Source organism: Acinetobacter sp. YH12045, from assembly GCF_013419925.1.
GTDB classification, from domain to species: Bacteria; Pseudomonadota; Gammaproteobacteria; order Pseudomonadales; family Moraxellaceae; genus Acinetobacter; species Acinetobacter amyesii.
The window spans coordinates 41,763-65,342 of record NZ_VOZE01000011.1 but is presented as its reverse complement, the minus strand read 5'-3'; the positions used below and the strand labels follow the sequence as shown (position 1 = coordinate 65,342).

General features: G+C 38.2%; 24 protein-coding genes and 1 pseudogene. 14 read left to right on the top strand and 11 right to left on the bottom strand.

All coding sequences use genetic code 11. The annotated features are described in order from the left end of the window. Window positions 1-21: 21 nt before the first annotated feature. The 4 genes from xseB to FTU02_RS13140 all read right to left on the bottom strand — a co-directional run bounded on the left by xseB (window position 22) and on the right by FTU02_RS13140 (window position 3,581). The gene (gene xseB, locus FTU02_RS13155) at window positions 22-216 is read right to left on the bottom strand and encodes an exodeoxyribonuclease VII small subunit (RefSeq protein WP_180004957.1); all 195 of its coding nucleotides are present in this window, start codon (window positions 214-216) and stop codon (window positions 22-24) included. Further along, window positions 206-1,486, bottom strand: a complete 1,281-nt coding sequence (xseA, locus tag FTU02_RS13150) for an exodeoxyribonuclease VII large subunit (RefSeq protein WP_180157496.1) — start codon at window positions 1,484-1,486, stop codon at window positions 206-208. The genes xseB and xseA overlap by 11 nt, the downstream gene beginning before the upstream one ends. A 136-nt stretch (window positions 1,487-1,622) precedes the next feature. Beyond that, window positions 1,623-2,918, bottom strand: a complete 1,296-nt coding sequence (locus FTU02_RS13145) for a Y-family DNA polymerase (RefSeq protein WP_180157493.1) — start codon at window positions 2,916-2,918, stop codon at window positions 1,623-1,625. Window positions 2,919-2,933: 15 nt separating this feature from the next. Next, entirely contained in the window at window positions 2,934-3,581 is a 648-nt protein-coding gene (locus FTU02_RS13140) for a LexA family transcriptional regulator (RefSeq protein WP_078193940.1), read from the bottom strand. Window positions 3,582-3,880: 299 nt separating this feature from the next. Between FTU02_RS13140 and FTU02_RS13135 the strand changes: the two genes are divergently transcribed. From FTU02_RS13135 to FTU02_RS13085, 11 genes and pseudogenes are all read left to right on the top strand, one after another. Further along, the gene (locus FTU02_RS13135; protein WP_078189190.1) at window positions 3,881-4,315 is read left to right on the top strand and encodes an I78 family peptidase inhibitor; all 435 of its coding nucleotides are present in this window, start codon (window positions 3,881-3,883) and stop codon (window positions 4,313-4,315) included. 112 nt (window positions 4,316-4,427) lie between these two features. After that, a complete protein-coding gene (locus FTU02_RS13130; RefSeq protein WP_078193938.1) occupies window positions 4,428-4,787 on the top strand; it encodes a hypothetical protein in 360 nt (119 codons plus the stop codon). 296 nt (window positions 4,788-5,083) lie between these two features. Beyond that, a complete protein-coding gene (locus FTU02_RS13125; protein WP_078193937.1) occupies window positions 5,084-5,353 on the top strand; it encodes a hypothetical protein in 270 nt (89 codons plus the stop codon). Between the two features lie 296 nt (window positions 5,354-5,649). Further along, window positions 5,650-8,289: a bifunctional aconitate hydratase 2/2-methylisocitrate dehydratase gene (locus tag FTU02_RS13120; RefSeq protein ID WP_180131839.1), complete on the top strand. Its 2,640-nt coding sequence runs from the start codon at window positions 5,650-5,652 to the stop codon at window positions 8,287-8,289. A gap of 63 nt (window positions 8,290-8,352) precedes the next feature. Further along, the gene (locus tag FTU02_RS13115) at window positions 8,353-10,470 is read left to right on the top strand and encodes an NERD domain-containing protein (protein ID WP_180077018.1); all 2,118 of its coding nucleotides are present in this window, start codon (window positions 8,353-8,355) and stop codon (window positions 10,468-10,470) included. After that, window positions 10,463-10,678, top strand: coding sequence for a hypothetical protein (locus tag FTU02_RS13110; protein ID WP_078193934.1), 216 nt, complete (start codon window positions 10,463-10,465; stop codon window positions 10,676-10,678). The genes FTU02_RS13115 and FTU02_RS13110 overlap by 8 nt, the downstream gene beginning before the upstream one ends. A 206-nt stretch (window positions 10,679-10,884) precedes the next feature. Continuing rightward, a pseudogene (gltS, locus tag FTU02_RS13105) lies at window positions 10,885-12,107 on the top strand (sodium/glutamate symporter). 93 nt (window positions 12,108-12,200) lie between these two features. Beyond that, the gene (locus FTU02_RS13100; protein ID WP_180157491.1) at window positions 12,201-12,695 is read left to right on the top strand and encodes a tetratricopeptide repeat protein; all 495 of its coding nucleotides are present in this window, start codon (window positions 12,201-12,203) and stop codon (window positions 12,693-12,695) included. 60 nt (window positions 12,696-12,755) lie between these two features. Next, a complete protein-coding gene (locus FTU02_RS13095; RefSeq protein ID WP_180157489.1) occupies window positions 12,756-13,058 on the top strand; it encodes a tetratricopeptide repeat protein in 303 nt (100 codons plus the stop codon). Between the two features lie 202 nt (window positions 13,059-13,260). Continuing rightward, entirely contained in the window at window positions 13,261-13,473 is a 213-nt protein-coding gene (locus FTU02_RS13090) for a DUF4177 domain-containing protein (protein WP_078193931.1), read from the top strand. After that, window positions 13,470-13,682, top strand: coding sequence for a hypothetical protein (locus tag FTU02_RS13085; protein ID WP_180004964.1), 213 nt, complete (start codon window positions 13,470-13,472; stop codon window positions 13,680-13,682). The genes FTU02_RS13090 and FTU02_RS13085 overlap by 4 nt, the downstream gene beginning before the upstream one ends. An 85-nt stretch (window positions 13,683-13,767) precedes the next feature. Here FTU02_RS13085 and FTU02_RS13080 read toward each other — a convergent pair whose 3' ends face one another. Beyond that, window positions 13,768-14,253 carry an Lrp/AsnC family transcriptional regulator gene (locus FTU02_RS13080; RefSeq protein WP_078188537.1) on the bottom strand — a complete coding sequence of 162 codons (486 nt, stop codon included), beginning with the start codon at window positions 14,251-14,253 and terminating at the stop codon, window positions 13,768-13,770. Window positions 14,254-14,468: 215 nt separating this feature from the next. Beyond that, window positions 14,469-15,329 carry an alpha/beta fold hydrolase gene (locus FTU02_RS13075; RefSeq protein ID WP_111884969.1) on the bottom strand — a complete coding sequence of 287 codons (861 nt, stop codon included), beginning with the start codon at window positions 15,327-15,329 and terminating at the stop codon, window positions 14,469-14,471. Window positions 15,330-15,502: 173 nt separating this feature from the next. Here FTU02_RS13075 and FTU02_RS13070 point away from each other — a divergent pair, with 173 nt between their 5' ends. Beyond that, window positions 15,503-15,964 (top strand): hypothetical protein, encoded by a 462-nt coding sequence (locus FTU02_RS13070; RefSeq protein WP_180107444.1) that lies wholly within the window; start codon window positions 15,503-15,505, stop codon window positions 15,962-15,964. A gap of 273 nt (window positions 15,965-16,237) precedes the next feature. Here the strand turns inward: FTU02_RS13070 and FTU02_RS13065 are convergent, their stop codons facing one another. Together FTU02_RS13065 and brnQ are read right to left on the bottom strand one after the other, a co-directional pair. After that, window positions 16,238-16,474 (bottom strand): hypothetical protein, encoded by a 237-nt coding sequence (locus FTU02_RS13065; protein ID WP_078188534.1) that lies wholly within the window; start codon window positions 16,472-16,474, stop codon window positions 16,238-16,240. Window positions 16,475-17,032: 558 nt separating this feature from the next. Further along, a complete protein-coding gene (gene brnQ, locus FTU02_RS13060) occupies window positions 17,033-18,325 on the bottom strand; it encodes a branched-chain amino acid transport system II carrier protein (protein WP_180157487.1) in 1,293 nt (430 codons plus the stop codon). Between the two features lie 349 nt (window positions 18,326-18,674). Between brnQ and map the strand changes: the two genes are divergently transcribed. Continuing rightward, the gene (gene map / locus FTU02_RS13055; protein WP_078193926.1) at window positions 18,675-19,469 is read left to right on the top strand and encodes a type I methionyl aminopeptidase; all 795 of its coding nucleotides are present in this window, start codon (window positions 18,675-18,677) and stop codon (window positions 19,467-19,469) included. Window positions 19,470-19,789: 320 nt separating this feature from the next. Here map and FTU02_RS13050 read toward each other — a convergent pair whose 3' ends face one another. Next, window positions 19,790-20,704, bottom strand: coding sequence for a LysR substrate-binding domain-containing protein (locus FTU02_RS13050; protein WP_078188531.1), 915 nt, complete (start codon window positions 20,702-20,704; stop codon window positions 19,790-19,792). Between the two features lie 279 nt (window positions 20,705-20,983). Between FTU02_RS13050 and FTU02_RS13045 the strand changes: the two genes are divergently transcribed. After that, window positions 20,984-21,895, top strand: coding sequence for a LysR family transcriptional regulator (locus FTU02_RS13045; RefSeq protein ID WP_078188530.1), 912 nt, complete (start codon window positions 20,984-20,986; stop codon window positions 21,893-21,895). A gap of 134 nt (window positions 21,896-22,029) precedes the next feature. Here the strand turns inward: FTU02_RS13045 and FTU02_RS13040 are convergent, their stop codons facing one another. Next, window positions 22,030-22,938, bottom strand: a complete 909-nt coding sequence (locus FTU02_RS13040) for an alpha/beta fold hydrolase (protein WP_180157485.1) — start codon at window positions 22,936-22,938, stop codon at window positions 22,030-22,032. Between the two features lie 24 nt (window positions 22,939-22,962). Next, window positions 22,963-23,502: a PadR family transcriptional regulator gene (locus FTU02_RS13035; protein WP_078189188.1), complete on the bottom strand. Its 540-nt coding sequence runs from the start codon at window positions 23,500-23,502 to the stop codon at window positions 22,963-22,965. Window positions 23,503-23,580: the final 78 nt, after the last annotated feature.

The following is a 23,580-nucleotide window of genomic DNA, read 5'->3' as shown; positions in this document are numbered from 1 at the left end:
TACAAATGATGAGCTGAGAAATCAATCTTTAAACGTATCATTCAGTGCCTGTTGTACCGCTTCAACACGAGACTTACAGGCTTTATAGGCTTGCATCGACTCTTCAACGATTTTCATAAGATTATCAATATCGGGTTCTTGCTGAGATTCGAGTAATTCAGCATTACGTTTTAAAACTTCATAGCCTTCTTTAAAACTTAGAGTATCAGTCGTCATGATTTTTTACCTGTATATGTTGAATGTCAGCCGTGATGATGCCGTCTTGCATTTCAATTTCAATCGGTGAATGCGTGGAAGGCTGAAGATTTTGCGTTGCATGAATGGCGTGACCTTGCTGCCGGACGATGGCATAACCTTTGGAGAGCACATGTGCAGGGTTTTGCAGCAAAGTCTCACGCATGAGTATTTCAATATTCTGTGCAGCTGTTTTAAGTTGTAACTGAGCAAAATAAGCAGTGTTATCTTGGTGTTGTTGTAATAGCCGAGTTGAGTCATTGATTTGACTCTGTGCCAAGGTCTTAATGACCTGTAGTAACTGATCATTTTGACTTTGATAAAGGGCAATTTGATGTTGAGAGCGTAGTTGAATGCTTTGTAATACCTCTAAAACGTCCTGTGTTCGCTCAACAATATGATTACGAATACCCCCAATCACTTTACTCGGGGTGTCGAAAGAACGATGTGCAATTTCATCTAAGATCGTACGGTCTTTTTCATGGCCGATACCGACCCAAATTGGCACGCTACGCTTAGATAGAAGTGCAGCCAAATCATAATCATTCAGATAAGCAAGATCGTTAACGGCACCACCACCACGAATAATCACGATCAAATCTGGCGCAGTTTGAAAGTCATTTGCCCATTGTCTTAAACCCAGTGCCAAAGCATCTCGGATACTCTGTGCTGCGGTATTTCCTTGAAAGGTTGCAGCATGATAGACAAATTCACACACGCCTGCATGTTGTAGCGCATCTGCATCTTTTTTAAAGTCACCTAAGCCTGCCGCATTTTCAGGCGCGACAACCAAGACATGCTGAATATCAAATGGCGCAGGCAAGTTTTGATTTTTATGAATCAGACCTTCGCTGGTGAGTTTTTCTAAAATTTGTTGATAACGTCGAGCCAGATCACCCAAGGTAAAACTCGAATCAATTTCTTCGATATTGACTGAAAAGCCGTACTGCGGGTCAAATTTGGCACGCACTTTAACCAAGACATTTAAGTCACGACTGAGCTCAATGCCGCTTTCACGTTCAAATTTTCCGACAACTTTATTTGCAGTAAATTTCCAAATTGTGGCCTTACAACTGGCAATGACTCTATCACTTTCTTGTTCTTTTTCAGCCAATTCTAAATAGTAATGTCCACCTTTGATGTTTAAATTTCGAATCTCGGCTTTGACCCACACGGCATCATCAAAAGCCAATTGAATGACTTCTTTGACCGCAGATAGGTATTCGCTCAGCGTTAATTGAACATCAGACATAATTTAAAATAGGAGAATATACAAATGAATATTCATTTAAATACTAAATAAATATTCAGCAATTGCAAATGATCATTTCGGTTAACACAGCAGACATTAACAGCGCCACTACAGCGTAGCGTTTCAATCAAACGTTTTATTTCACACGAAGCAGTTCGTTCCAATTACTCAGGTAAGCGGGGGAACACAGATTTTTTTTCATCCGCCATGTGGCAGCATCGTCCTGCGCTAAGCCGATCGAGACAAAATGATGCCCAAATTTTTTTTGAATATCGTCGATGGTGTCGGACAGTTTCAAACGGCTTTGTCTTAACGCCATATCGCAAAACAAATCTGGGGTAAAGTTTTGTTTTGGAATGATTTCTAATAACACCACACCGGCTTTTTTATATTTAAATCCCGCTTTAAAGATTTTTTCGGCGGCACGCGTTGCTGCTTGGGTGATACTAATTAAGTCATCGGTATGCTCATTCAGTGTAATGGCCAGATAAGGTGCGTATTTTTCAGTAGAATTAAAGCGGCTCGTTTGAATAAACACTCCCACCATACGACATAGAGAATGATCTGCTCTTAAACGTGTGACGGCTCGCGCGATATATACACGAATAGAGGCTTTAATATCTTCCAGTTCGTAGACTGGCTGACCATAGGAACGACTACTGATAATTTGCTGTTTGCTCGGTGCTTCTTCTTCAATAGACAGACAAGATAGACCTTGCAGTTCCAAGACGGTTTTTTCCATCACCACACTAAATTTTTTTCGAATATCTTTAGGCTGTGCATTGATCAGATCTAAAACATAATGAATGCCAAGCTGATTCAGGGCTTTTGTATGATTGCGACCGACGCCCCAAACTTCATTGACTGGTGTCTGCGCAAGGAGTTGTTCTGAGGAACAAAGGTCCATTTCAACTAAATTACACACACCGTTCAAATAAGCATTTTTTTTGGCAAAATGGTTGGCCATTTTGGCTTCCGTTTTAGAGCGACCAATCCCGACACAGCAGGTTAAACCTAGCCATTTTAGGATCGTATCTCGTATTTCTTTGGCATATAGGCTCAAATCAAACAGTTCTTGATAGGCAGTGAAATCTAAAAAACACTCATCGATCGAGTAAACTTCACGGTCTTCGGGGCCGACATACAGGCCTAAAATATTCATAAATCGATTAGACATTTCGGTGTAGAGAGCATAGTTGCTCGATAACACCTGAACATGATGTTGTTGGATTAAATCTTGAATTTGATAGACCGGCACAGCCATTTTAATCCCAAGGTCTTTGGCTTCCTGGCTTCGTGATACAACACAGCCATCGTTATTGGACAGCACGACGACAGGGACATTATTCAGCTTTGGGTTAAAGACACGCTCACAACTGACGTAGCAGTTGTTGAGGTCAACTAACGCAAATATTTTATTTTCAGCTTTCATGACGAATTCTTGTGTTTAGGTGTGTGATGAGCGCTTATAAAATTGCTTTAAATTAAAAGTCACAACACCCTGAACAACGATAGATTCGCTATCTGAAGGGATAATATGCGCATAGGCCGGATTTTCTGCTTTCAGCCAAATTTTGGGTAAGACTTTATTGGGGTCACCAAAAATGTCGGCAATTTCTTCTTTTGACATTTTCGCGGTGATCATCAAACGTTTTAAGGTGATTTCACGATTATCAATCAGTGCAACGACGATATCGCCATGTTTGGCTTCTAAGCTACGATCTACCAAAAAAGTATCATTAATTTCAAAGCCAGCATTGAGTAATGACTCGCTATCGACATGTGCAATAAATGTAGCGAGCGGATTAATTACCAAATAATCATTTAGGTCTAAGACTTTTTCAAAAACATCTTTATTGGCGAAAGCTGGGCCAGCAGGAATACGTTCCAAGGCAACGGGAAGTTCAATACGGGTATTTTTCTGAACAGGCTGAACATTGAGCGAAGAATCCAAAAATGGATCCATAGATAGTTCTTGAGATTGCCTTTCAAGCAGGGCATTGATGGTGGGACTGGGTTTGCCATCTGCGCCCATGAGCTGTTGCAAAGACGACCAAGCTTCGTCCGAAAAATAAATCGGCAGTTTTTTTGACATATTTTGCTCCTACGCAACGTGGCGTGTTTGAAGAAAATTACTTTTTTTAGCATACGCGTTGGGCAGGTCATTTTTCAAATTTATAAAACCTTTAAAATCAAAACTGCGACAAGTTGAGTCGTTTTAAATATTTCAAAAATCATCATCGGCTCAAAGAAAATGATGTGCTGTATTTTGAACAAAGGGTACATTGCTGCCTAATCACAGAAAGCAGAAAGATTGCTAAAAATTGCAATAAACAACTCGTGTATTTGCCATAAAATTGATAAGTTAAATTTTTATATTCAGAAATACACATGATGAAAAATATATGGATTTTAGCTGCACTGACAGCATTTATGGCGGGTTGTAGTACAACACAACAAACTGAAACGACACCAGAAAAAATTGGTATGGCAAATCCAGCCAGCCAATATTGTGTCGAGCAAAAAGGTAAACTTGAAATTCGTGATGAAGCAAATGGTCAGGTCGGGTATTGCCATTTGCCAAACGGGCAAGTGGTTGAAGAGTGGGCATTATTCCGTAGTAGCCAAACTCAATGTGTCGCTGATAAGGCCAAGACGCTGATTGGCCAAGCAAAATTGACTGAAGATCAGATCAAGGCGATTAGCCAAGCTCAAATTGTCCGTCTAGTAAAACCTGGGCAGCCAGTAACAATGGATTATCGTGTAGAGCGCGTCACCGTCACTGTAAATCCAATCAATCAAAAGATTATTCAAGCAACTTGTGGTTAATTCAAACGCATAAAAAAGGCCCGAAAGGGCTTTTTTTGTTTGTTCGGCTACGACTAATTTAAATGACAAATCCATTACGATCTTTTATATTGCCCCTCGTAAGGAGAAGTTCATGAAAAAGTTATTTGCTTTATCCGTTATGGTGGCTTTGGTCGGCTGTGCTGAAAAAAAACCATTAACCCCTGAAGAGCAGTGGCAGGGTTACTGCCGCAGTGTAGGTAATGCTGCACGTACGATTATGTTAGATCGTCAAAATGCAATTGAAAAAGACAAAGCAGTTGAGCATGCCAACAAAATTGAGGATGAAACCACCAAAGGATTTATCCTGAACATCATTGATGAAGTTTATGCCTTGCCGCAAGCTGAGATTAATACTGATGTTGAAAAAGCACGTGAAAAAATTCGTGCTGAGTTTACTGAAAAATGTATCGCAACACCGCATACTGAAATGCCAGATTATAAACCGTTCTAAGGAACGGTTTTTTATGCGAGAAAGCGCGTAAAGCAAAACCTAAAGGCTGTATTCAGCAGTGAGTAGTTACAACTGGGTAACTATCCGTTGTTTAGCCATATGATTGAGTTCATGTTTATTTTGCGAATGCATATTTATCTTCGGGTTATTTGGAGCATGAAATGCTTAAAGATTTAAAAATAGCCTAAGCAAGGCAAAATACAAATTGTGACAACTTGCTAAATCATAAATATAGAAAAGCAAATCTTTTTAATGAATAATGAAATGGAGAATAAAAAACAGTAGAGGAGCAGAATATGGACGTTATAGGTTATATGCATCACTCAGATCTACTCCTAGAAGATGAACAAGGCGTAGCAATTATCGGTGGTGGGAACTACGTGCTCAGCATTGGAGATAAAGTCACATTACGCCAAAAAATAGATGAATTTTCTCAGCGTTATTTGGTCGATATCAGCTTTGCAAGTAATCAACATCAAACCACATGTCAGGACGAATGGTGCCTCAGATTTACAGGCGATCGAGCAGAACTTCAGCAATATATCACTGCAACCACTGTACACTAAGGTGGAATATCCAATACTGATAAAAACAGGCAACATTTAGTTGCCTTTTTTTGATGGTTAATTTTAGTCAAAAGTTAATATGCGCAAGAAAAGCGTGTTCTAATTATTGATTTTGCTTAATGTATAAACGATATGAGGATCATTTATTTATAAAATAACGGGCATCACGAAGAAACACTTGTAGTGCATTAACTTTTAACTGGAATTTTAGTAAAATTTAGCAGTCCATATTATTTGCGTAGCTTTATTTAAAGCAGGAATGCGTAAATAATTTTTTAAAAAAGAGGAATAACACCGTGCTAGAAGCTTACCGCCAACACGTTGAAGAACGTGCCGCACTCGGAGTCCCACCGAAGCCACTTGACGATGCTCAAACAGCTGCATTAGTTGAATTATTAAAAAACCCACCAGCTGGCGAAGAAGCATTTTTAGTTGATTTACTAGAAAACCGTGTTCCAGCGGGTGTTGACCAAGCTGCATACGTTAAAGCTGCTTTCTTAGCTGCTTTGGCAAAAGGTGAAGCGACTTCTCCACTAGTAACTAAAGAACGTGCGGTTTACCTACTAGGTACTATGCTTGGTGGTTATAACGTTGCTCCTTTAGTTGCACTTCTTGATGATGCAGAGCTTGGTGAATTAGCTGCTGACGCACTTAAGAAAACTCTTCTTGTATTTGATGCCTTCCACGACGTTGCTGATAAAGCAAAAGCGGGCAATGCGAATGCACAAGCAGTTATGCAATCTTGGGCAGATGCTGAATGGTTCACTAGCCGTAAAGACGTTCCTGAAGAAATCAAACTTACAGTTTTCAAAGTAACTGGCGAAACGAACACAGACGACTTGTCACCTGCACAAGACGCGTGGAGCCGTCCAGACATTCCGTTACATGCTAACGCAATGCTTAAAAACGTACGTGACGGTATCAATCCAGAAGTTCCTGGCGAAGTTGGTCCACTTAGCCAAATCAAAGAGCTTATCGCGAAAGGCAACCAAGTTGCTTACGTAGGTGACGTTGTTGGTACTGGTTCTTCTCGTAAGTCAGCAACTAACTCTGTACTTTGGTTCTTTGGTGACGAAATTGCTCACATTCCGAACAAAAAAGACGGTGGTTATTGCTTAGGTTCTAAAATCGCTCCGATTTTCTTCAACACAATGGAAGATGCTGGTGCATTGCCAGTAGAAATCGATGTTCAAAACATGAACATGGGCGACGAAATCACGCTTAAAATCGACCACGCTGCTGCTAAAGTAACTGCGTTCAAAGACGGCGTTCAAATCGCTGAATCTGAACTTAAAACTCCAGTTCTTTTAGATGAAGTACGTGCTGGTGGCCGTATCAACCTTATCGTTGGTCGTGGTTTAACAACTAAAGCTCGTGAAGCTCTTGGTCTTGCACCTTCAACTTTATTCCGTACTCCAGTTCAACCTGCAGCTACTGGTAAAGGCTTCACTCAAGCTCAAAAAATGGTTGGTCGCGCTTGTGGTCTTCCTGAAGGTCAAGGTGTACTTCCAGGTACTTACTGTGAACCTAAGATGACTACTGTTGGTTCTCAAGATACAACAGGTCCAATGACTCGTGACGAACTTAAAGATCTTGCTTGCCTAGGCTTCTCTGCTGACCTAGTTATGCAATCTTTCTGTCATACAGCTGCGTATCCAAAACCAGTTGACGTTCAAATGCAGCACACGCTTCCTGATTTCATCATGAACCGTGGCGGTGTTTCTCTACGTCCAGGCGATGGTATTATCCACTCTTGGTTAAACCGTATGCTTCTTCCAGATACAGTTGGTACTGGTGGTGACTCGCATACTCGTTTCCCAATCGGTATTTCATTCCCAGCGGGTTCTGGTCTTGTAGCGTTTGCTGCTGCAACTGGCGTTATGCCACTAGACATGCCTGAGTCTGTTCTTGTTAAGTTCAAAGGTAAAATGCAACCTGGTATCACTCTACGTGACCTAGTACATGCGATTCCTTACGTTGCGATCCAAGAAGGCGACTTAACTGTAGAGAAAAAAGGTAAGAAGAACATCTTCTCTGGCCGTATCCTTGAGATCGACCTTACAGAAATGGAAACTGACCTTACTGTTGAGCAAGCGTTCGAACTTTCTGACGCATCTGCTGAACGTTCAGCTGCTGGTTGTTCTATCACGCTTTCTGAAGAGAAAGTTGCTGAATACCTTAAATCAAACATTACTATGTTGAAATGGATGATTTCTGAAGGTTATGGCGATGCTCGTACTATGGCGCGCCGTGTAGAAAACATGGAGAAATGGTTAGCGAACCCAAGCCTAATCAAAGCAGATCCAGATGCTGAATACACTAAAGTGTATGAAATTGACCTTTCTACAATTACTGAACCAGTTCTTTGCTGCCCGAACGACCCAGATGACGCTAAATTGCTTTCTGACGTTGCTGGTACAAAAATTGACGAAGTATTCGTTGGTTCATGTATGACTAACATTGGTCACTTCCGTGCAGCTGGTAAACTTCTAGACAAAGTTCCTGGTGGTTCTTTATCTACTCGTCTATGGTTGGCTCCTCCAACTCGTATGGACGAACGTCAATTGATGGAAGAAGGTTTCTACAACATCTATGGTAAAGCTGGCGCTCGTACAGAAATGCCAGGTTGTTCATTATGTATGGGTAACCAAGCACGTGTAGCTCCGAACACTACTTGTGTATCGACTTCTACTCGTAACTTCCCGAACCGTCTAGGTCAAGGTGCGAACGTTTACTTAGCTTCTGCTGAGCTTGCTTCTGTTGCTGCTGTACTTGGTAAATTACCAACTCCAGCTGAGTACCAAGAATACGCAGCTCAAATTGATAGCATGTCTGCTGACATCTACCAATATTTAAGCTTCGACAAAATGAGCGACTATACTGACGCTTCTAAAGATGTTGATACTAAGAAAATTGCTGCTGCTCAATTAAGCTAAGTTATTGAAAAATAATTTTAATTGAGTTAAAAATAAGGGCTGATTAATCAGCCCTTATTTTTTATGCAAAATTATTACGAAAATAAATTTGAATTTCTTGTAGCAAAGTTTGGTTTTGAAGTAGCAAAAGAAAAAATTGTCCAAAACCTCTTATATAAAAGTTCACAACCCAAGCTTGGTACATTTAAAAATAAATTTGATATGTTTTGGCAATCAAGTTTTATTAAATTTTTGACAGTTGATGATGCACAAAGCGAAAATTATATTCTCGCACTAAGCCAATATATTCGCTTTAATTTGGTTGATAAAAGTATTTGTCTAAATTATTTAAAACTTGATGTTCAAAGCTTTATTTTAGCTGTGCGTTATTCTGGCATAATCCTTAATACGGAACATCATTCCTGGTCTGTACTAAATGAAATTAAACAAGAAGTTAATATAGAAAAAATGTCTATATTTTTTCAGACTGAAGAGTATTTACAATCACAATATAAGCATCGATTAGACATTTATGAAGATATTAAGAATAGGCTAAATATTGGTCAAATTACGGCTATGGCTTTTGGAAGTTTATATGCATATGAATATTTGATTCCAAATCAGGATTACTTTAATTATTTGCCTTATCAGTTTGATGAAAATGAAAATAATTCAGCAGAAACAGTTTGGAAAGCTTTTGATGAAATAGTTAAATTTTCTAAAAAAAATACTAAAAAACTGACGGATCAATCAATAGGATTAGCACTGAAAAATAAATTAATGCCTTTCTTAATCGGGGAAGGAATGACTCCGCTACTTCAAGAGCAGTATGAATTGTATAAAAAGCTTGTGGCTATCAAAATTGAGATTATTAATTATAAAAGAAATGTACTAGAGTCGTTTAGTTTTGATAAGCAGGTAAATTACGAGCTGAAAAATTCAGAATTGATTTATACTAATACAAAAGATAAAAAAGATAATTGGTCAGAGAAAAATTCATTACTCATAAGTTATTGGTTGGGTATTGGTACTAAAAAACTGTTAAATTCCGATGTTATATATAGCATTATAAATACTGGTCATAACTTAGAAGCTAATGCAGTTGCTTTATCTAAGGCTTTTGCTGTTAAAGAACAATTAGAACAAGTTTATGGAATTTTAGACTTCAGTATTAATCAACAAAAATTAGATGCATATGAAATCATGATTACTATGACTTTATCACAAGCTCATTATTTAAAAGATCATATAGAAAAATTTATAGGTTTTTTACCTCATGCTGAAAGTAATTTGCATGCTTTAACAGAACTAGCTATGCATGGTTTTGTAATAGGTGAAAATAGAATGCCTTTCACATTTGCAAGGCAAGAAGATAAGATTAAAAGAATGTCATCATGGGTAAAAGGCAGTTCAAATACTGTCAAAAAAAAGAAAATGGAACAAATTTTGAATTTTTGGACTTGTGATTTGTATAGTGAAGATTATCATTCAACATTTCAACAAAAGCCATTTTACAAAATTGATAATTTCGTTTTTCAATTTCCATGGCTAACTGCATTTCAAAATGTAAATACGATGATGATTAATTATGTGCGTAAGCTGCATAAAAATCGTTTAGAACTTAAAAGTGAAACAGATAATATTGAATTAAATTTAGCTGAGAAGTTTAAGAATGCTGGGTTTAATGTATTTTGCCAATATCAACCTGTAGATAGAGAAGTTGGTGAAATTGATCTTATTGCTATATGTGAAAATCATGTTATCGTCGTAGAAGTTAAATCGACTTATATTAAAAGTAGTATTCAAGAAATTTATGAATATCGAAATTTCACTCTGAATAAGGCTGCTTATCAACTTTCCAAAAAAGTTGAATTTGTGAAAAATGGTTTTTTAAATCAATTTTTTGAAAATTTAGATGATGTAAAAATTCACTCTTGGATTATAGATACAACCTTAGAGTTTGATCATCACTATTTTGATAATCATTTAAAAATATCAATGGATGAAATAATTATATCTTTAAATGGAAAAGTTGATTTTATGGATTCGATTGTAAATAGTTCATTCGATGAAGAAAGTGATGTGAAAAATATTGACCCTCTTAATTTTATAAAAAATATTGAGAAAGATGAATTTTGGAAACATCAAATAGGTAATTATGATAATTTTATGAATCGTATGATGAGTAAATTGAATGCCTAAACAATCTCGCTTCCTCTGCATTGGCGGTTTCCTTAACGGAACCCAAGTCAAAGACCAAGGTGAAAGCTTTGTTTGCGTCGAAAATGGCAAACAGATGACTTACCACAAAAAAGAAATCTTTAACCAAGATGCGTGGGATCAAGATTACTATGTCTGTGAAACCACCAGTGATAAAGAAGCGCATAACTGGGTATTCGACATAAAATAATATCTCAAAAATCTTTATATTCAGTCATAAATAACTAATGCTCAGCACATCACATACGCTGAGCATTTTTATTTATTTCACTTATTAGGCTTCAAAAATGTGTAGTAGAAGAAGGGGCGTAAATAGCTTATTTACATTTTTCTAGCTGAAAAAACTCCAATGATTATGTAAAAAGGTAAATAAAATTGAGCACTTAAGATTAAATTATGAATTATGAGCTAGATGCTTTTTTACAATTGTCGTGGCGGTTTTGGTTTTATTTATCGGTTATTTCTTCATACACAAAATTTCCATCCTGAAAAAATACAACATTCCTGAACCTGTAGCAGGCGGTTTGGTCGCTGCGATTATCACATTTATATTATTTAAAAACTTTAATATCACCGTAAATTTTGATGTCAAAATCCAGCAAATATTCATGCTGATGTTCTTTACATCGGTAGGCTTGAGCGCAAGTCTTGGAAAACTCAAAGAAGGCGGAAAGGCGCTGGTGCTGTTTTTAGGTTGTGTGATTGTATTTGTCATGCTGCAAAACATCGTCGGTATCAGCTTGGCCAAAGTTTTAGGATTAGATCTGCTCATCGGCTTAATTACAGGTTCCGTAACACTTACAGGTGGTCACGGTACAGCAGGCGCATGGGGTACAGTCTTTGAACAAGATCATGGTATACAAGGTGCAGTCGTACTCGGTATGGCAAGTGCAACCTTCGGCTTGGTGATTGGCGGCATGATGGGCGGGCCAGTGGCGAAATTCCTCATCCGCCGTTTTCAGTTGGCAGAAGAACTTGTACCGACAACAGGCCGTAATGAAGCACCGCCTGCATCTGAAACGGCACCTTTCGAATATCCTGAAAAAACTCGTTTAATTACCGCAGATGATGCCGTCAAAACGATGGGGATGTTTGCCATCTGTATCAGCTTTGCTTATTTCATGACAAAGTTTGCTCGTGGACAGTGGTTTGAATTACCTACCTTCGTTTGGGCTTTAGCGTGTGGTGTATTTTTAAGAAATACCCTTGAGCTTGGCTTTAAAATAGAAATGTTTGATCGCTGTATCGATGTCTTTGGTAATGCATCATTGGCGCTGTTTTTATCGATGGCGCTGATGTCATTGCAGCTCTGGTTATTGGCAGATCTTGCAGGCCCACTGGTGATTATTTTACTGGTACAAACCCTCGTTTTAGCACTGTATCTGTACTTTGTAACTTTTAGAATCATGGGAAAAAGCTACGATGCAGCGGTACTTTGTGCAGGGCAGTGCGGCGTAAACCTCGGTGCGACGCCTACAGCGATTGCCAATATTCAGGCAGTAACCAACACTTATGGGCCATCACATAAAGCCTTTTTGATCATACCTTTGACAGGGGCGTTTTTTGTAGATATTGTCAATGCTGTGGTCATTCAGGCAACGATAGGCTTCTTTGGTTAATACTATATATAGCTTTAAAAAATGCTAAAGCATCTAGATAGAGTGCTTTAGCATTTCATTTTTCACCATCTTATTGATTAAGAATAATAAACAATGAAAGTTTTAAAATATCATTTACCTTACATCAAATTTTTCATGCTATTTGTATTAACAGCACTTCCATTTTCTATAACCTTTTCAGCCGAAATTGATGTCCGAAAGACCATCGTTCAAGCAAAAAATAACGATAAACAGGCGCTTTATGATTTGGCTGTACTGAAACATATGGGGCTAGAAGGTGTGGAGATTAATCTGCCTGAAGCCATAGCGCTGTATAAGCGTGCTTCTGCCTTAGGGCATCGCTCAGCAAATCAAAATTTGGGATTGATGTATTACAAAGGTGTAGGAGTAAAAGTAGATTATGCAGAAGCCGCAAAATGGTTTGAGATCGGTGCTGAAAGAAACTTAGATGATTCAAAGCGTATGCTTTTGATTATGCATAAATATGAACTCATTCCAAGGAATGAGAAAAAATTGGAAAGTCTTTTAATTGAATTTGCTCATAAAGGCAAGCAAGAAGATATCGAACAATTGGCCGACTATTATTAGTATACAAAGAATGATCTACTACTTGCAGAAAAACCTACAGTACTTTTAGCAGAAAAAGGATTGGCAAAGTATCAGCACCGGTTAGGCATGATTTACTATACAGGTACAGATGGAAAGCCGAATTATAAAAAAGCTTATCCATGGATTTTAAAGGCTGCGGAAGCAAATGATTTGAACGGAAAAATTAGCGTAGCAAGTTTTTATTTAGGTGGGCTAGGCGTACAGCAAGATTTTGAAAAAGCTGCTGCATGGTTTAATTCGGCTTATGAGCAGGACCCTGTGAAAACATGTGAAATTCACAGTCTCGTTCTGTCAGAATTGAACAATGAAACACAACAATGTGAGCTGAGTAGAAAACAATAAAAAGCCCCATGGTTGGGGCTAGTCGTATCACTCGCGTGATACTCATATAAGGCTCATCTCATACTGTGTATATTAAAGCATAAAATTGAAAAAAATGCTGAGTAAATTGACAGTTAAAACTTTGTTGTTTTAGGAAAAAGCGATCGTTATACTTTGCTCTGAACATTTGTTCATTTCACTATAACCATAAAGAACTATATTGATGAAAGAATATAAAGTTGTTATCTATCAAGAAGGTATGCTGGGATCTTTGCTGCTTGGCTCTTCAAAAGTTGATCCTGTTAAATTCACCAATTTTTTAAATCAAAATGCACAGCAAGGCTGGGCGGTGATTACAATGGAAAAGGATATTCGTCGTATGCTGCTTTTTTGGAAGCGCGAAGCTTATGTAGTTGTTTTGGAGAGAGAAAAATGAAATACGGTGTCTTTAGTGCACTTATTATTTCAGTTTTATGGGGTTTATTAGCCATCGCTCAATTATGGTTTGAGTTGCTCAGTGTCGAAGTATTTACCAAACTAACCGTCACAGTAGCGATCTTAGAAGCCATCATTATTATTGCAACATTGGTCATACGTGAGTATTTGACAGATAAAAAATTGAAAAAAGATGGCTATATAGATTAGAACACATAAATAGGGCAATTGAGTGCTGAACTCAATTGCCCTTAAATTTTAAAGTCATCTTATAGATTAGATCTATATTGGCTCATTACTCAATCATCATGAGGTCAGCACTGCTGGCAGATTTTAATTGTCGTAGCGCAAAAATAGAGCGGGTATGGCGTATACCTTTCATAGAATATAAATTTTTACGTAAAAAACGCTCATAGTGTTCAGCATTTTTAACTGCAACTTTCACCAAATAATCATAATCGCCAGTGACTAAATGTGCTTCTACTACTTCTGGCATATTGGCTAAAGTTTCACTAAATTGATCTAAAATTTCATCGTCGTGACGTTCTAATGTAATTTCAATAAAGAATAATTCATTGATCCCAATCGATTTTGGGTTGATGTTGGCTGTATAGCCGTCGATAATTTTTAAATTTTCTAGACGCTTTAAGCGTGTCCAACACGGCGAAGAGGAGAGACCAACACGTTCAGAAAGCTGGGCTATGGTGAGTCGTCCATCTTCTCTTAATGCGGATAATATTAAACGATCAATTCTGTCGAGGTTGTGTCGTGCTTCACTCATGCCAAAATAGAATATAATTGAGAAAAAATAGTTATATCATTTTTTGCAATGGTCGGCTGATGAAAATAAGTACACTTAGATGTTCAGTGCAGATTTTAAAGATAGAAAATAGAATATGTAAGCTGTCAGGCAGTTTGAATGAATCTAAAAGTAGAAATTATTGTGCAGTCCATAAAAAGACCACTCAGCCGGATTACTGACTGAGTGGTAAAAACTTAAGCGTGTAACTGTTGTTCAATGATCGGCCATAGGTTTTGATGTGATGATTTAAACATCAACATATGTCCGATGGCTTTATGACCTGTTTCTTTCGGTTTTAACTCAATCATTTGAGTCGAAGCATTCGGGTATAAGCGCAGCAAGTCTTTGACATTGGCTTCCGTGGCAATTTCGTCATCGGAGCTCCATACGGCGGTGATCGGGCAGCTCACTTTTTGATGAAAATCATGCTGAACAGTTTTGCCTAAGGCATTGATGACATAACCAGGTTTGCTACAAAATTCAGCCCATTCACGAGCTACATCTTTTGGCAAATTTTCCCCCATGCCAATCGCATTGGTCGGCCCATAGCCAATGGTATAGCGTGCAATCGGGAAGATCACATTAAACATCACCGGAGCTAAAAGCTTGGTGCGACCTTTAAGTTCTTTAACATGTCCTGTAGAGCCAGAAACAGCAACCACTTTGGCAACTTTGTCATAATTTGGAACGATACCTAATAATTGCCCGCCTGCACTATGACCGAGTAATATGACTTTAGGCGCTTGCGTTTTACTGATTAAAGCGTCGATTGCCGCAGGGATATCGAGCTGCCCCCATTGCACAATACTTGCTGTCGATTGTTTTAAAGGGCTATGTAGCGACTCACCAATACCACGAAAATCAAAAACTAAAACGTCATAGCCTTGTTGGCTCAACCATGTTGCATAGCTATTATAAAATTGCTTGGTAATGCCTGTAGCTGGACAAATCAACACAGGTAAAACCTGTTTTAGGTCTGTCTGGTGCGGATAAAAGCGCGCACTCAGCGAATAGCCGTCTTGGCAATGAATCGTGAGTTTTTCAGATGATGACATGATTCAAACTTTATGGATGTATTCCGATGCCTCTAATTTACACAAGTTCCAAAAAGAAACCTGAAAAGAGTATGACTCTAAAGTCATGTCATAACAGGTTTGAAGCAAGTACTATTGCAGTATAAATACAGATAAAAATAATGAGTGTAATTGAACAATGGATGTAAATTAAAATGGACATGCTTCAACTTTCGGGTGCAGTAAAAATTGCGATAGTCTTTAGTGGGATTTATTTATGGGTAGGTATGCTCACGGGTGTGTGGAAATATGCACAAATAAGACAGTCTGAACTGGCACGTGCGCATTATTATGTCGATATAGCACATCGGAGCAGTTTGTTATACGCCCCAGCGACGCTTATTTTAGCGGTATTGGCCTATTTTTCAGCACTTCCACATACACTCAATTTACTCTTTGTAATCATCAATTTGTTCTTTTTTAGCTTTTCGATTTTAAGCTATGTGCTGCATGGCTTTTTAGCTGATACCACCAATCAATTTAAAGTACCGCACGTCTTAGGCAAATGGCATTTACCTAAATGGATGATGAGTATGGCAATGCTTGGATTGGTGATTGGTGAGTTAATTGCAACACTCGGTTTGCTCTTTGGAGTCATCGTTAAATTTTGGTTTTAAGCAAAGTAGTATCAATCATAAATAGTACCAATTAGATTGGAGGCTAATCAGGAGATAAAAGCTTTTAAAGTGCAGACGATTGTTAGGTCGAAGAATTTATATAAACAAAATTTTAAGTTCTGCAGAATTGAAAATTTATGAGAAAAGGCTGATGATTTTCTGGTTATTTTAGGGATTATTTGTATTGTTATTTAAAAAGGATTAAATGATCGAGAAGGTGGGGGTGGCATCTTTCTTTTTTCAAGATGGATGATGCCTCATCCATCTTCTAACTTAAAATTCTGTTGATTTTTGCTTTCGATATTTGTGGTCAATGACTGCCCATAAATAAAAGGCCACCGAGACAATAAGCGCATAAGCAAAGTATTCAGGTCTTAAATTTCCTTGTATTAAGCCTTGAATAAGTAGTGTCAGCATGAGAGCAATAGTGGTGCTTGTATAGGTCACCATGTTCTTATTTGCCTTCAGAGCGTTAATGAAGAATTGCTTTTTGAAATGTACTGATAACATCTCCACCCCTCCGTGTTGTTGTTTAGCCAAAACCCATGATTTTGGTCAGGTTTGAACTACTGTTGTACTTCGAAACTAGAAGTATTTCAATAGTAAATGTCATTATTTTGTCATAAAACTATGTTAGATCATCGTGTAAGAATAATCATTTTATTCATATACTAAATATTATGAATCTAAAGGTGTTGACTGGTGAGTAAAATGGTCGATGCATAATATCTATGTATGAATAAGCAATATATATACCAACACGGGTATATCGGCTTTATGACACGAAACCGCCTAGCTTACAGTCTGAATCGGGCTTAATCATGGAGTTTGTGTACGGTGTATTTTGCAGAAAGTATTTGTATTTTAACTATTATTATATTTTGTAGCCAAAGGGCTGGATTTTTTTCTCATCATGAAAATAAAACTTTATTGAAAAGTTCAATGACTTAGGATTTTTGCGCTGTAGTGGGACAAATAAATGTCAGTTTGGGTAAAACTCGACAATTATTGGTCACAGGTAAAATCGTCATTCGGGTAAAACTCCGATTTTAGACAGGTCAAAAAAGGTTATTTTTTAACTTTATCAATTACAGCAGCAATAATCAGCACAATCACTGATGGCATCAGCCATGCTAAATTTTGTTGAGCAAGTGGTAGATTGGCAATAACGCTTGGAAGTGCATCTTCGAAACCAGCCACTTTTAAACCATCAAAAATACCGAAAATAAACGCACATGCGGTAACAGGCGCAATAACTCTTGATGGTGAAATAAACCATTTAGAGCAGAAGCTCAGTAGGATAACTACAATCGCAGGTGGATAAATCGCACTTAAAACAGGCACTGAAACGGCAATGAGTTTGGTTAAACCTAAGTTTGAAATAAGCAGTGAGAAGCCAACTAAAATGAACACAAAAACTTTGTATGGAATTTTAGTCAATTCTGAGAAATATTCAGCACATGCGCAGGTTAAGCCTATCGCGGTCACCATACATGCAACAAAGATCATTGCAGATAGGAAATAAGCGCCCATATCACCAAAAGCATGTTGTACATATGCATGCAGGATCACTGCACCATTTGTTGCATTTGGAGCAATATCATGGCTGCCCATACCGAGTTTGAATAAGCTGATATATACCAGTGTAAGTCCAATACCAGAAATAATACTGGCAATGACAGCATATTTGGTGACGAGCTTACTATCCGTTACGCCGCGTGAAGTAATGGCTTTGACGATCACAATACCAAAAACTAAAGCGCCTAAGGTATCCATGGTTAAATAACCATTTACTACACCTTCAGAAACTGGTGCAGTTACGTAGTTATCAATTGCAGGTGGAATCACACCGGCAGGGATAAAGAACGCAGAGATACCCAGTATAACGAGGCCTAAAATCTTGAGTGGTGAAAGGAAATAACCTACGGTATCTAAAATTTTATTTGGGTAAAGTGAAACAATCGTCACCAATGCAAAATAAATCACGCTATAAATCAGCAGACTGTTTGCGCTGTTACCAAAATAAGAAGAGAAACCAATTTCATAAGAAACGGTAGCTGTACGAGGTGTTGCAAATAAAGGTCCAACAGCTAAGTAACACGCGACAGTAAGGATAATGCTGGCTGCTTTACCCAAAGGCGAACTTAAAACTTGAATAGAACCTTCAACACGCGACAAAGCAATAATCGTGATGACAGGTAGACCAACTGCAGTGATCAAGAAACCAAATGCAGCTAACCAAACATGTTCACCCGCTTGCTGTGCGACAATTGGTGGGAAAATAATGTTACCTGCACCAATAAATAGTGCAAAGGTCATAAAACCTAAGGCAACAATATCCCGTGTACGAAGACTTGTCATAAAGGGGAGATGAACTGTGAAAAAAGGCAATTTTAGTGCAATTAAGCTCGTTTTTGGAGCAAAATTTATAAATCGTATAGATAGTTTTTATAATACGAATCATGAATATATTGACAGATAAAATAATGTTTTATTTATATTTATGATAAATAAAAGAAATTTATTGTATATAAATTTTTTATAGGAATAAGTTTAGCTATTAAGATTTATCAGATATAAATCAATTGTTCTAATTTTCAGCACTAAATAGGATGCTATAAGCCGAATAAATGCAGAAATATTGGCTGAATAAAACAAAAAAAATCTAAAAGGTCTATAATTCGGTGTATTCAAATTTGAGGATATTCAGATGAAAGCTTCCAAAATCACGATTAAAACCGAGCAAGATATTGAAAAATTACGCATTTCAGGTCGTTTAGCTGCTCAGGTTTTAGAGATGATCGGGGAGTATGTCAAGCCGGGCGTGACCACTGAATATCTAGATGATATCTGCAATGATTTTATCGTCAACACACTTAAAGTGATTCCTGCCAACGTTGGCTACTATGGCTATACCAAAACCACCTGCATTTCACCGAATGAAGTGGTTTGTCATGGTATTCCTTCGAAAGAAACCGTATTGAAAGACGGTGACATTATCAATATTGATGTTGCTATCATTAAAGATGGTTATTTCGGTGATACCAGTCGTATGTACTATGTGGGTGAGGTTTCGCCTGCGGCTAAAAAGTTAGTCGAAACTACTTACGAAGCGATGGTTGCAGGGATTCATGCAGTTAAACCGGGAGCAACATTGGGTGATGTAGGCTATGCCATTCAACAAGTTGCTCATCGTGAAGGCTACAGCATTGTACGTGAATACTGTGGTCACGGGATTGGTAAAGTTTATCATGAGCAACCAAGCGTTTTACACTATGGTCAACCGGGTCAAGGTGTCATTCTGAAAAAAGGCATGGTCTTTACCATTGAACCGATGATTAATAGCGGTAAAGCGCGTACTAAAGAGTTAAAAGACGGCTGGACAGTAATTACTGCAGACCGTTCTTTATCGGCACAGTGGGAACATATGGTTGTTGTAACCGATACGGGTTTTGAGTTGTTATCTCCATGGCCAGAGGGTACAGGCGAATATCCCGCGATCTAAGCTCAGTAGTGTTGTTAATGCCATATCTGCTGTGTCCAAATGATTGAAGTTAAATAAAATTATACAGTTGTATATTTTTTGACTTTAGTCTAGGAGTTCGTGGTGGTTATGGGCGTTATCGTTTTTAAGACTAACTACATTTCTCTAAGTCTTAATTTGTAAGGCTTTGCCTATAGCTCAAAAAATCAGTTAGAGCTATTAACGATTTAATAAAGATGTATTTTATTTATACAATAGCCCTACAGATTCTGCTGTAGTTTCTGATTTTACTTAGTTTTTAAGTTTTCGCTTACCCATCACATGGGTAAGCTTTTTTTTGCTTAAAATTTAGCGTGTTCATGTTGGCTGAGTTTTTCAACTAAATAATCAATGAATACACGTACAGCAGGTAATAAGCCACGACGAGATGGATAAACAGCATGGAAAATACCATGTGCAGCTTTCCATTCAGGTAGTACACGAACCAAAGCACCTGATTTCACGTGATCGGACACAATACTGTCGGGTAATAACACCACGCCACAATCTTGGCAGGCCAGTGCAGCTAACATAGACAGGTCAGAGCCCATCACGGTTGGGTTAACTTTGATTTTTTTCTGATGATGCTGTGCATCGGTCACAATAATATGTTGATCGAGATGCTCATCCGCCATACTTAATATTTGATGCTGAGATAAATCTTCAGGTTGTTTGAGTTCACCAAATTTATTCAGATACGCCTGACTGGCAAATAAGTGCTGCTCAATCGTTTCAAATTTACGAATGACTAAATTGGGGTCGTCGTCTAGATTTGAACGTACACGTAGCGCAAGATCGAAGCCTTCATTAATGATATCTACGCGTCGATTGGTCACCATCATTTGCACTTTGATTTCTGGATATTGCTTTAAAAATTCAGGCAATATTTTGGTCATTTCATTTTGCGCGATGGAAACAGGTAAGCTGACTTTAATTAAGCCGCGCGGCTGCGTACTGAGATGATCAACCAAATCATGTGCGGCTTGAGCGGCATTCATCATAACTTGTGCATGGCGGTAGATATTCATACCAATATCTGTAACAGCAAAATGTCGTGAACTACGTTGAATCAGGCGGACACCTAAACGTTCTTCTAAGTTATAGACCCGACGACTCAGTTTTGATTTTGGAATATCTGTTGCACGTTCGGCTGCACTAAAACCACCATGTTCGACCACTTGGGCAAAACAATAAAAATCATCTAGATCACTCAGCACTGTTCTTATTCCATATTTGCAACGATTTTGCTAATTAACTTGAATTGTTTCATGAAGTCAATCACGTTTTGTAGTTTTTCATGTGAGAAGATTGAGCAAAATTGCCAAGACTAAAGTCGGGTTAACCTTGTAATCGTTTCACATTAGCATGACCAAACAATAAATGTGGTGTATACATCTTTTAAATAACCGAATTTGAAGGATGTGATTTGAGTGTCGTCCTGATATATTCAAATAAAAGACCATTATGAAAGAAATTCGACATTAAAGGACAATGTCATGGAATTAAGACATTTACGTTACTTTGTCGCCGTTGTAGAAGAACAGAGTTTTACGAAGGCTGCTGAAAAGCTATTTATTGCTCAACCTCCTTTAAGTCGTCAAATTCAAAATTTAGAAGAAGAGTTGGGTGCACAGCTTTTTGAGCGTGGCAGCCGTCCTTTGAGAACCACCACCATTGGCCGTTTCTTTTATCAGCAAGCTGTGAAGTTACTTTCCAATGCAGAAGAAATTAAGCTCATTACGCAGCGGGCCAGTGCCACTGAACGTACTATTAATATTGGGTATGGCGGTTCGTTACTCTGTGGTTTATTACCTCGAATTGTTTATTTATTCCGTCAGCAATATCCACACTTAAATGTAAATTTAATTGAACTGAGTGCAGTCGATCAGATTCAGGCATTAAAAGAAGGTCGGGTTGATGCATGCTTTAGCCGAGTTCGAGTGTCGGATCAGGCGGTTAAACGTGTGCTATTGCGTGAAGAGCCACTAATTGTTGCGGTGCATTCGAGTCATCCTTTATCTTCACAGCAGCAGATTGCATTAAATAATCTCAAAGATGAGCAGATTTTTATTTATCCTGCAACGGATGGTCAAAGTTATGCAACGCTGATCAAGTCTTTATTTTTAGAATATGGGATGGAGCCGAAACGCTTCAATACTCAAGCAGATTTGCAGCAATCTCTGGGTATGGTCGCTGCGGGCGAAGGCATTTGTATTGTTCCTGAATCTGTCCAAATTATGCAGTTTAGGCATGTGAATTATGTGAAATTATCGGACAGTGCTGCCATTAGCCAAATTTATTTGATCGTGCGGAATGATGATGAAGGGGAATTGGCACGTCCTTTATTTGATTGTGTTTACCAAGTATATGATTTGGAAGCAATTGAATACGATCGTCGGGTTTTCTAGTGCTTATTTTAAAAAGTAATAATAACGTTAAATTTGAAATTCAATTTTGACGCAAACAGTTAAGTAACGCTTACCTTCATAAAAAAACAGGCTCAATCTTGAAAGTATTGAGCCTGTTTTTTTATTCAGTCTAATTAGAGCGCTTGTTTTAAGAACTTGGTGATTTCACGGCTAAATTTGACCGGTTCACTGATTAATGGAGTGTGTCCCGATTTTTTAAAAATAATCTGCTCAGCATTGACTAGGCTGTCAGCAATAATTTTTTGACCTTGAGCAGGATAGAGGATCGATTTTGCCCCTGTGAAAAAAGTCGTCGGTGCGGTGAGTGCTGCAATGGCTTCACGATAATCTTCAGTATGGTTTAAATAATTTTGAATATACCAATATAAATAGGCCACACTTTGTGAGGGTAATATCAGCTTCTGTAAAGTTGGTTGTTGGTATGCAAAACGGAAAGCTGATAATGCATAAGGATTGCTATTTTGTAAGTCTATGAACCGTAACCAAGCGTCGACCAGACCTTGACGGTCATGTTTATTCATCTGCTGTGCAAATGGCACGGAGAGGTTAGTTGCAAGTACCTTCGAGATGTCTTCTAAAATACTTAAAAACTCAGTGTGGCGTTTGCCATATAAACCATATTGCCAATCTTCATCTACTCTAATTTTAGGCGTTTGATCGATGTGCAAATAACGTTTAATTTTTTCGGCAAACTGACCGTATTTCAAACCGTGCATGGTGGTCGTTGCCCCCATGGAGTAAGCAATCACCGTGATTTTATCGTAACCGAGCTGGGAAACTAAGCTGTCAATATCTCGCCAATGGCTTGAAATGGTGTCCATATTTGGAATATGACAATGTTTAGAGCCGCCAAATCCACGCCAGTCTGGAATGATAAATTTAAAATGCTTTCGGTGTTGATATAGAAAAGGGTGCCATTGCCAACTTTGCATGCCGAGTCCAGATAAAACCAGGATTGGTTCTCCTTGACCATATTCACGAACATATAGTTGTTGTTGATCTGGCATTGTATAGTGCGGCATGCGGCTTCCTATTTATTTTTTGTTTTAGCGATTAAATTTATGCAACTGTGGAATGATGGTTTCGAGCCATTTGATCCAACCGATTTCCAAATCAATCCCAAGCTGTAAAATCATTTTATGAATGTACAAAGTACGGTCTTCATCATGCGCATGTGCAAAGTCTTTTGCAAAAATAGACTGGTACACTTTTAGTTTTTCTTTGTGAATGTCTAGATGGCGTTCTAATTCAGGTAATACGCCATTTGTACCCAGTTGAGCTTCAGCACGTAAACGGACCATCAACTCTTCACGTAACTGAGCCGGAGGGCTTTGTTCAACCATCCAATTTGCCAACTCTACGCGTCCAAGCTGTTCAACTTGGTAGGTTTTTTTACGGGTTGTACTGTGCTCATCTTCAATGGTACTGATCCAGCCTTTTTGCTGCATGCCACTGAGTTCACGGTAGATTTGCTGATGTGTTGCATTCCAAAAAAAGCCCATAGAGCGGTCAAAACGGCGTGCAAGGTCAATTCCTGTACTCGGTTTTTCAAGTAAGCTCGTGAGTAAAACATGGGCTAAAGACATATATGGCTCAGTCAAAATAGTTTTGTACTTTTTATTATGCAACATGTTGCATAAAAATCAAATCTCGCATATAAATTA

Excerpts from the sequence above, each read along its gene's own strand:
- FTU02_RS13065 (WP_078188534.1), bottom strand. The coding sequence starts at position 16,474 with ATGTTATCAGTACATTTCAAAAAGCAATTCTTCATTAACGCTCTGAAG.
- FTU02_RS13135 (WP_078189190.1), top strand. The coding sequence starts at position 3,881 with ATGAAAAATATATGGATTTTAGCTGCACTGACAGCATTTATGGCGGGT.
- map (WP_078193926.1), top strand. The coding sequence starts at position 18,675 with ATGAAAGCTTCCAAAATCACGATTAAAACCGAGCAAGATATTGAAAAA.
- brnQ (WP_180157487.1), bottom strand. The coding sequence starts at position 18,325 with ATGACAAGTCTTCGTACACGGGATATTGTTGCCTTAGGTTTTATGACC.
- FTU02_RS13145 (WP_180157493.1), bottom strand. The coding sequence starts at position 2,918 with ATGAAAGCTGAAAATAAAATATTTGCGTTAGTTGACCTCAACAACTGC.
- FTU02_RS13090 (WP_078193931.1), top strand. The coding sequence starts at position 13,261 with ATGAAAGAATATAAAGTTGTTATCTATCAAGAAGGTATGCTGGGATCT.
- FTU02_RS13075 (WP_111884969.1), bottom strand. The coding sequence starts at position 15,329 with ATGTCATCATCTGAAAAACTCACGATTCATTGCCAAGACGGCTATTCG.
- FTU02_RS13085 (WP_180004964.1), top strand. The coding sequence starts at position 13,470 with ATGAAATACGGTGTCTTTAGTGCACTTATTATTTCAGTTTTATGGGGT.
- FTU02_RS13125 (WP_078193937.1), top strand. The coding sequence starts at position 5,084 with ATGGACGTTATAGGTTATATGCATCACTCAGATCTACTCCTAGAAGAT.
- FTU02_RS13040 (WP_180157485.1), bottom strand. The coding sequence starts at position 22,938 with ATGCCGCACTATACAATGCCAGATCAACAACAACTATATGTTCGTGAA.
- FTU02_RS13140 (WP_078193940.1), bottom strand. The coding sequence starts at position 3,581 with ATGTCAAAAAAACTGCCGATTTATTTTTCGGACGAAGCTTGGTCGTCT.
- FTU02_RS13035 (WP_078189188.1), bottom strand. The coding sequence starts at position 23,502 with ATGTCTTTAGCCCATGTTTTACTCACGAGCTTACTTGAAAAACCGAGT.
- FTU02_RS13080 (WP_078188537.1), bottom strand. The coding sequence starts at position 14,253 with ATGAGTGAAGCACGACACAACCTCGACAGAATTGATCGTTTAATATTA.
- FTU02_RS13115 (WP_180077018.1), top strand. The coding sequence starts at position 8,353 with ATGCAAAATTATTACGAAAATAAATTTGAATTTCTTGTAGCAAAGTTT.
- FTU02_RS13045 (WP_078188530.1), top strand. The coding sequence starts at position 20,984 with ATGGAATTAAGACATTTACGTTACTTTGTCGCCGTTGTAGAAGAACAG.
- FTU02_RS13110 (WP_078193934.1), top strand. The coding sequence starts at position 10,463 with ATGCCTAAACAATCTCGCTTCCTCTGCATTGGCGGTTTCCTTAACGGA.
- FTU02_RS13130 (WP_078193938.1), top strand. The coding sequence starts at position 4,428 with ATGAAAAAGTTATTTGCTTTATCCGTTATGGTGGCTTTGGTCGGCTGT.
- FTU02_RS13070 (WP_180107444.1), top strand. The coding sequence starts at position 15,503 with ATGGACATGCTTCAACTTTCGGGTGCAGTAAAAATTGCGATAGTCTTT.
- FTU02_RS13100 (WP_180157491.1), top strand. The coding sequence starts at position 12,201 with ATGAAAGTTTTAAAATATCATTTACCTTACATCAAATTTTTCATGCTA.
- xseB (WP_180004957.1), bottom strand. The coding sequence starts at position 216 with ATGACGACTGATACTCTAAGTTTTAAAGAAGGCTATGAAGTTTTAAAA.
- xseA (WP_180157496.1), bottom strand. The coding sequence starts at position 1,486 with ATGTCTGATGTTCAATTAACGCTGAGCGAATACCTATCTGCGGTCAAA.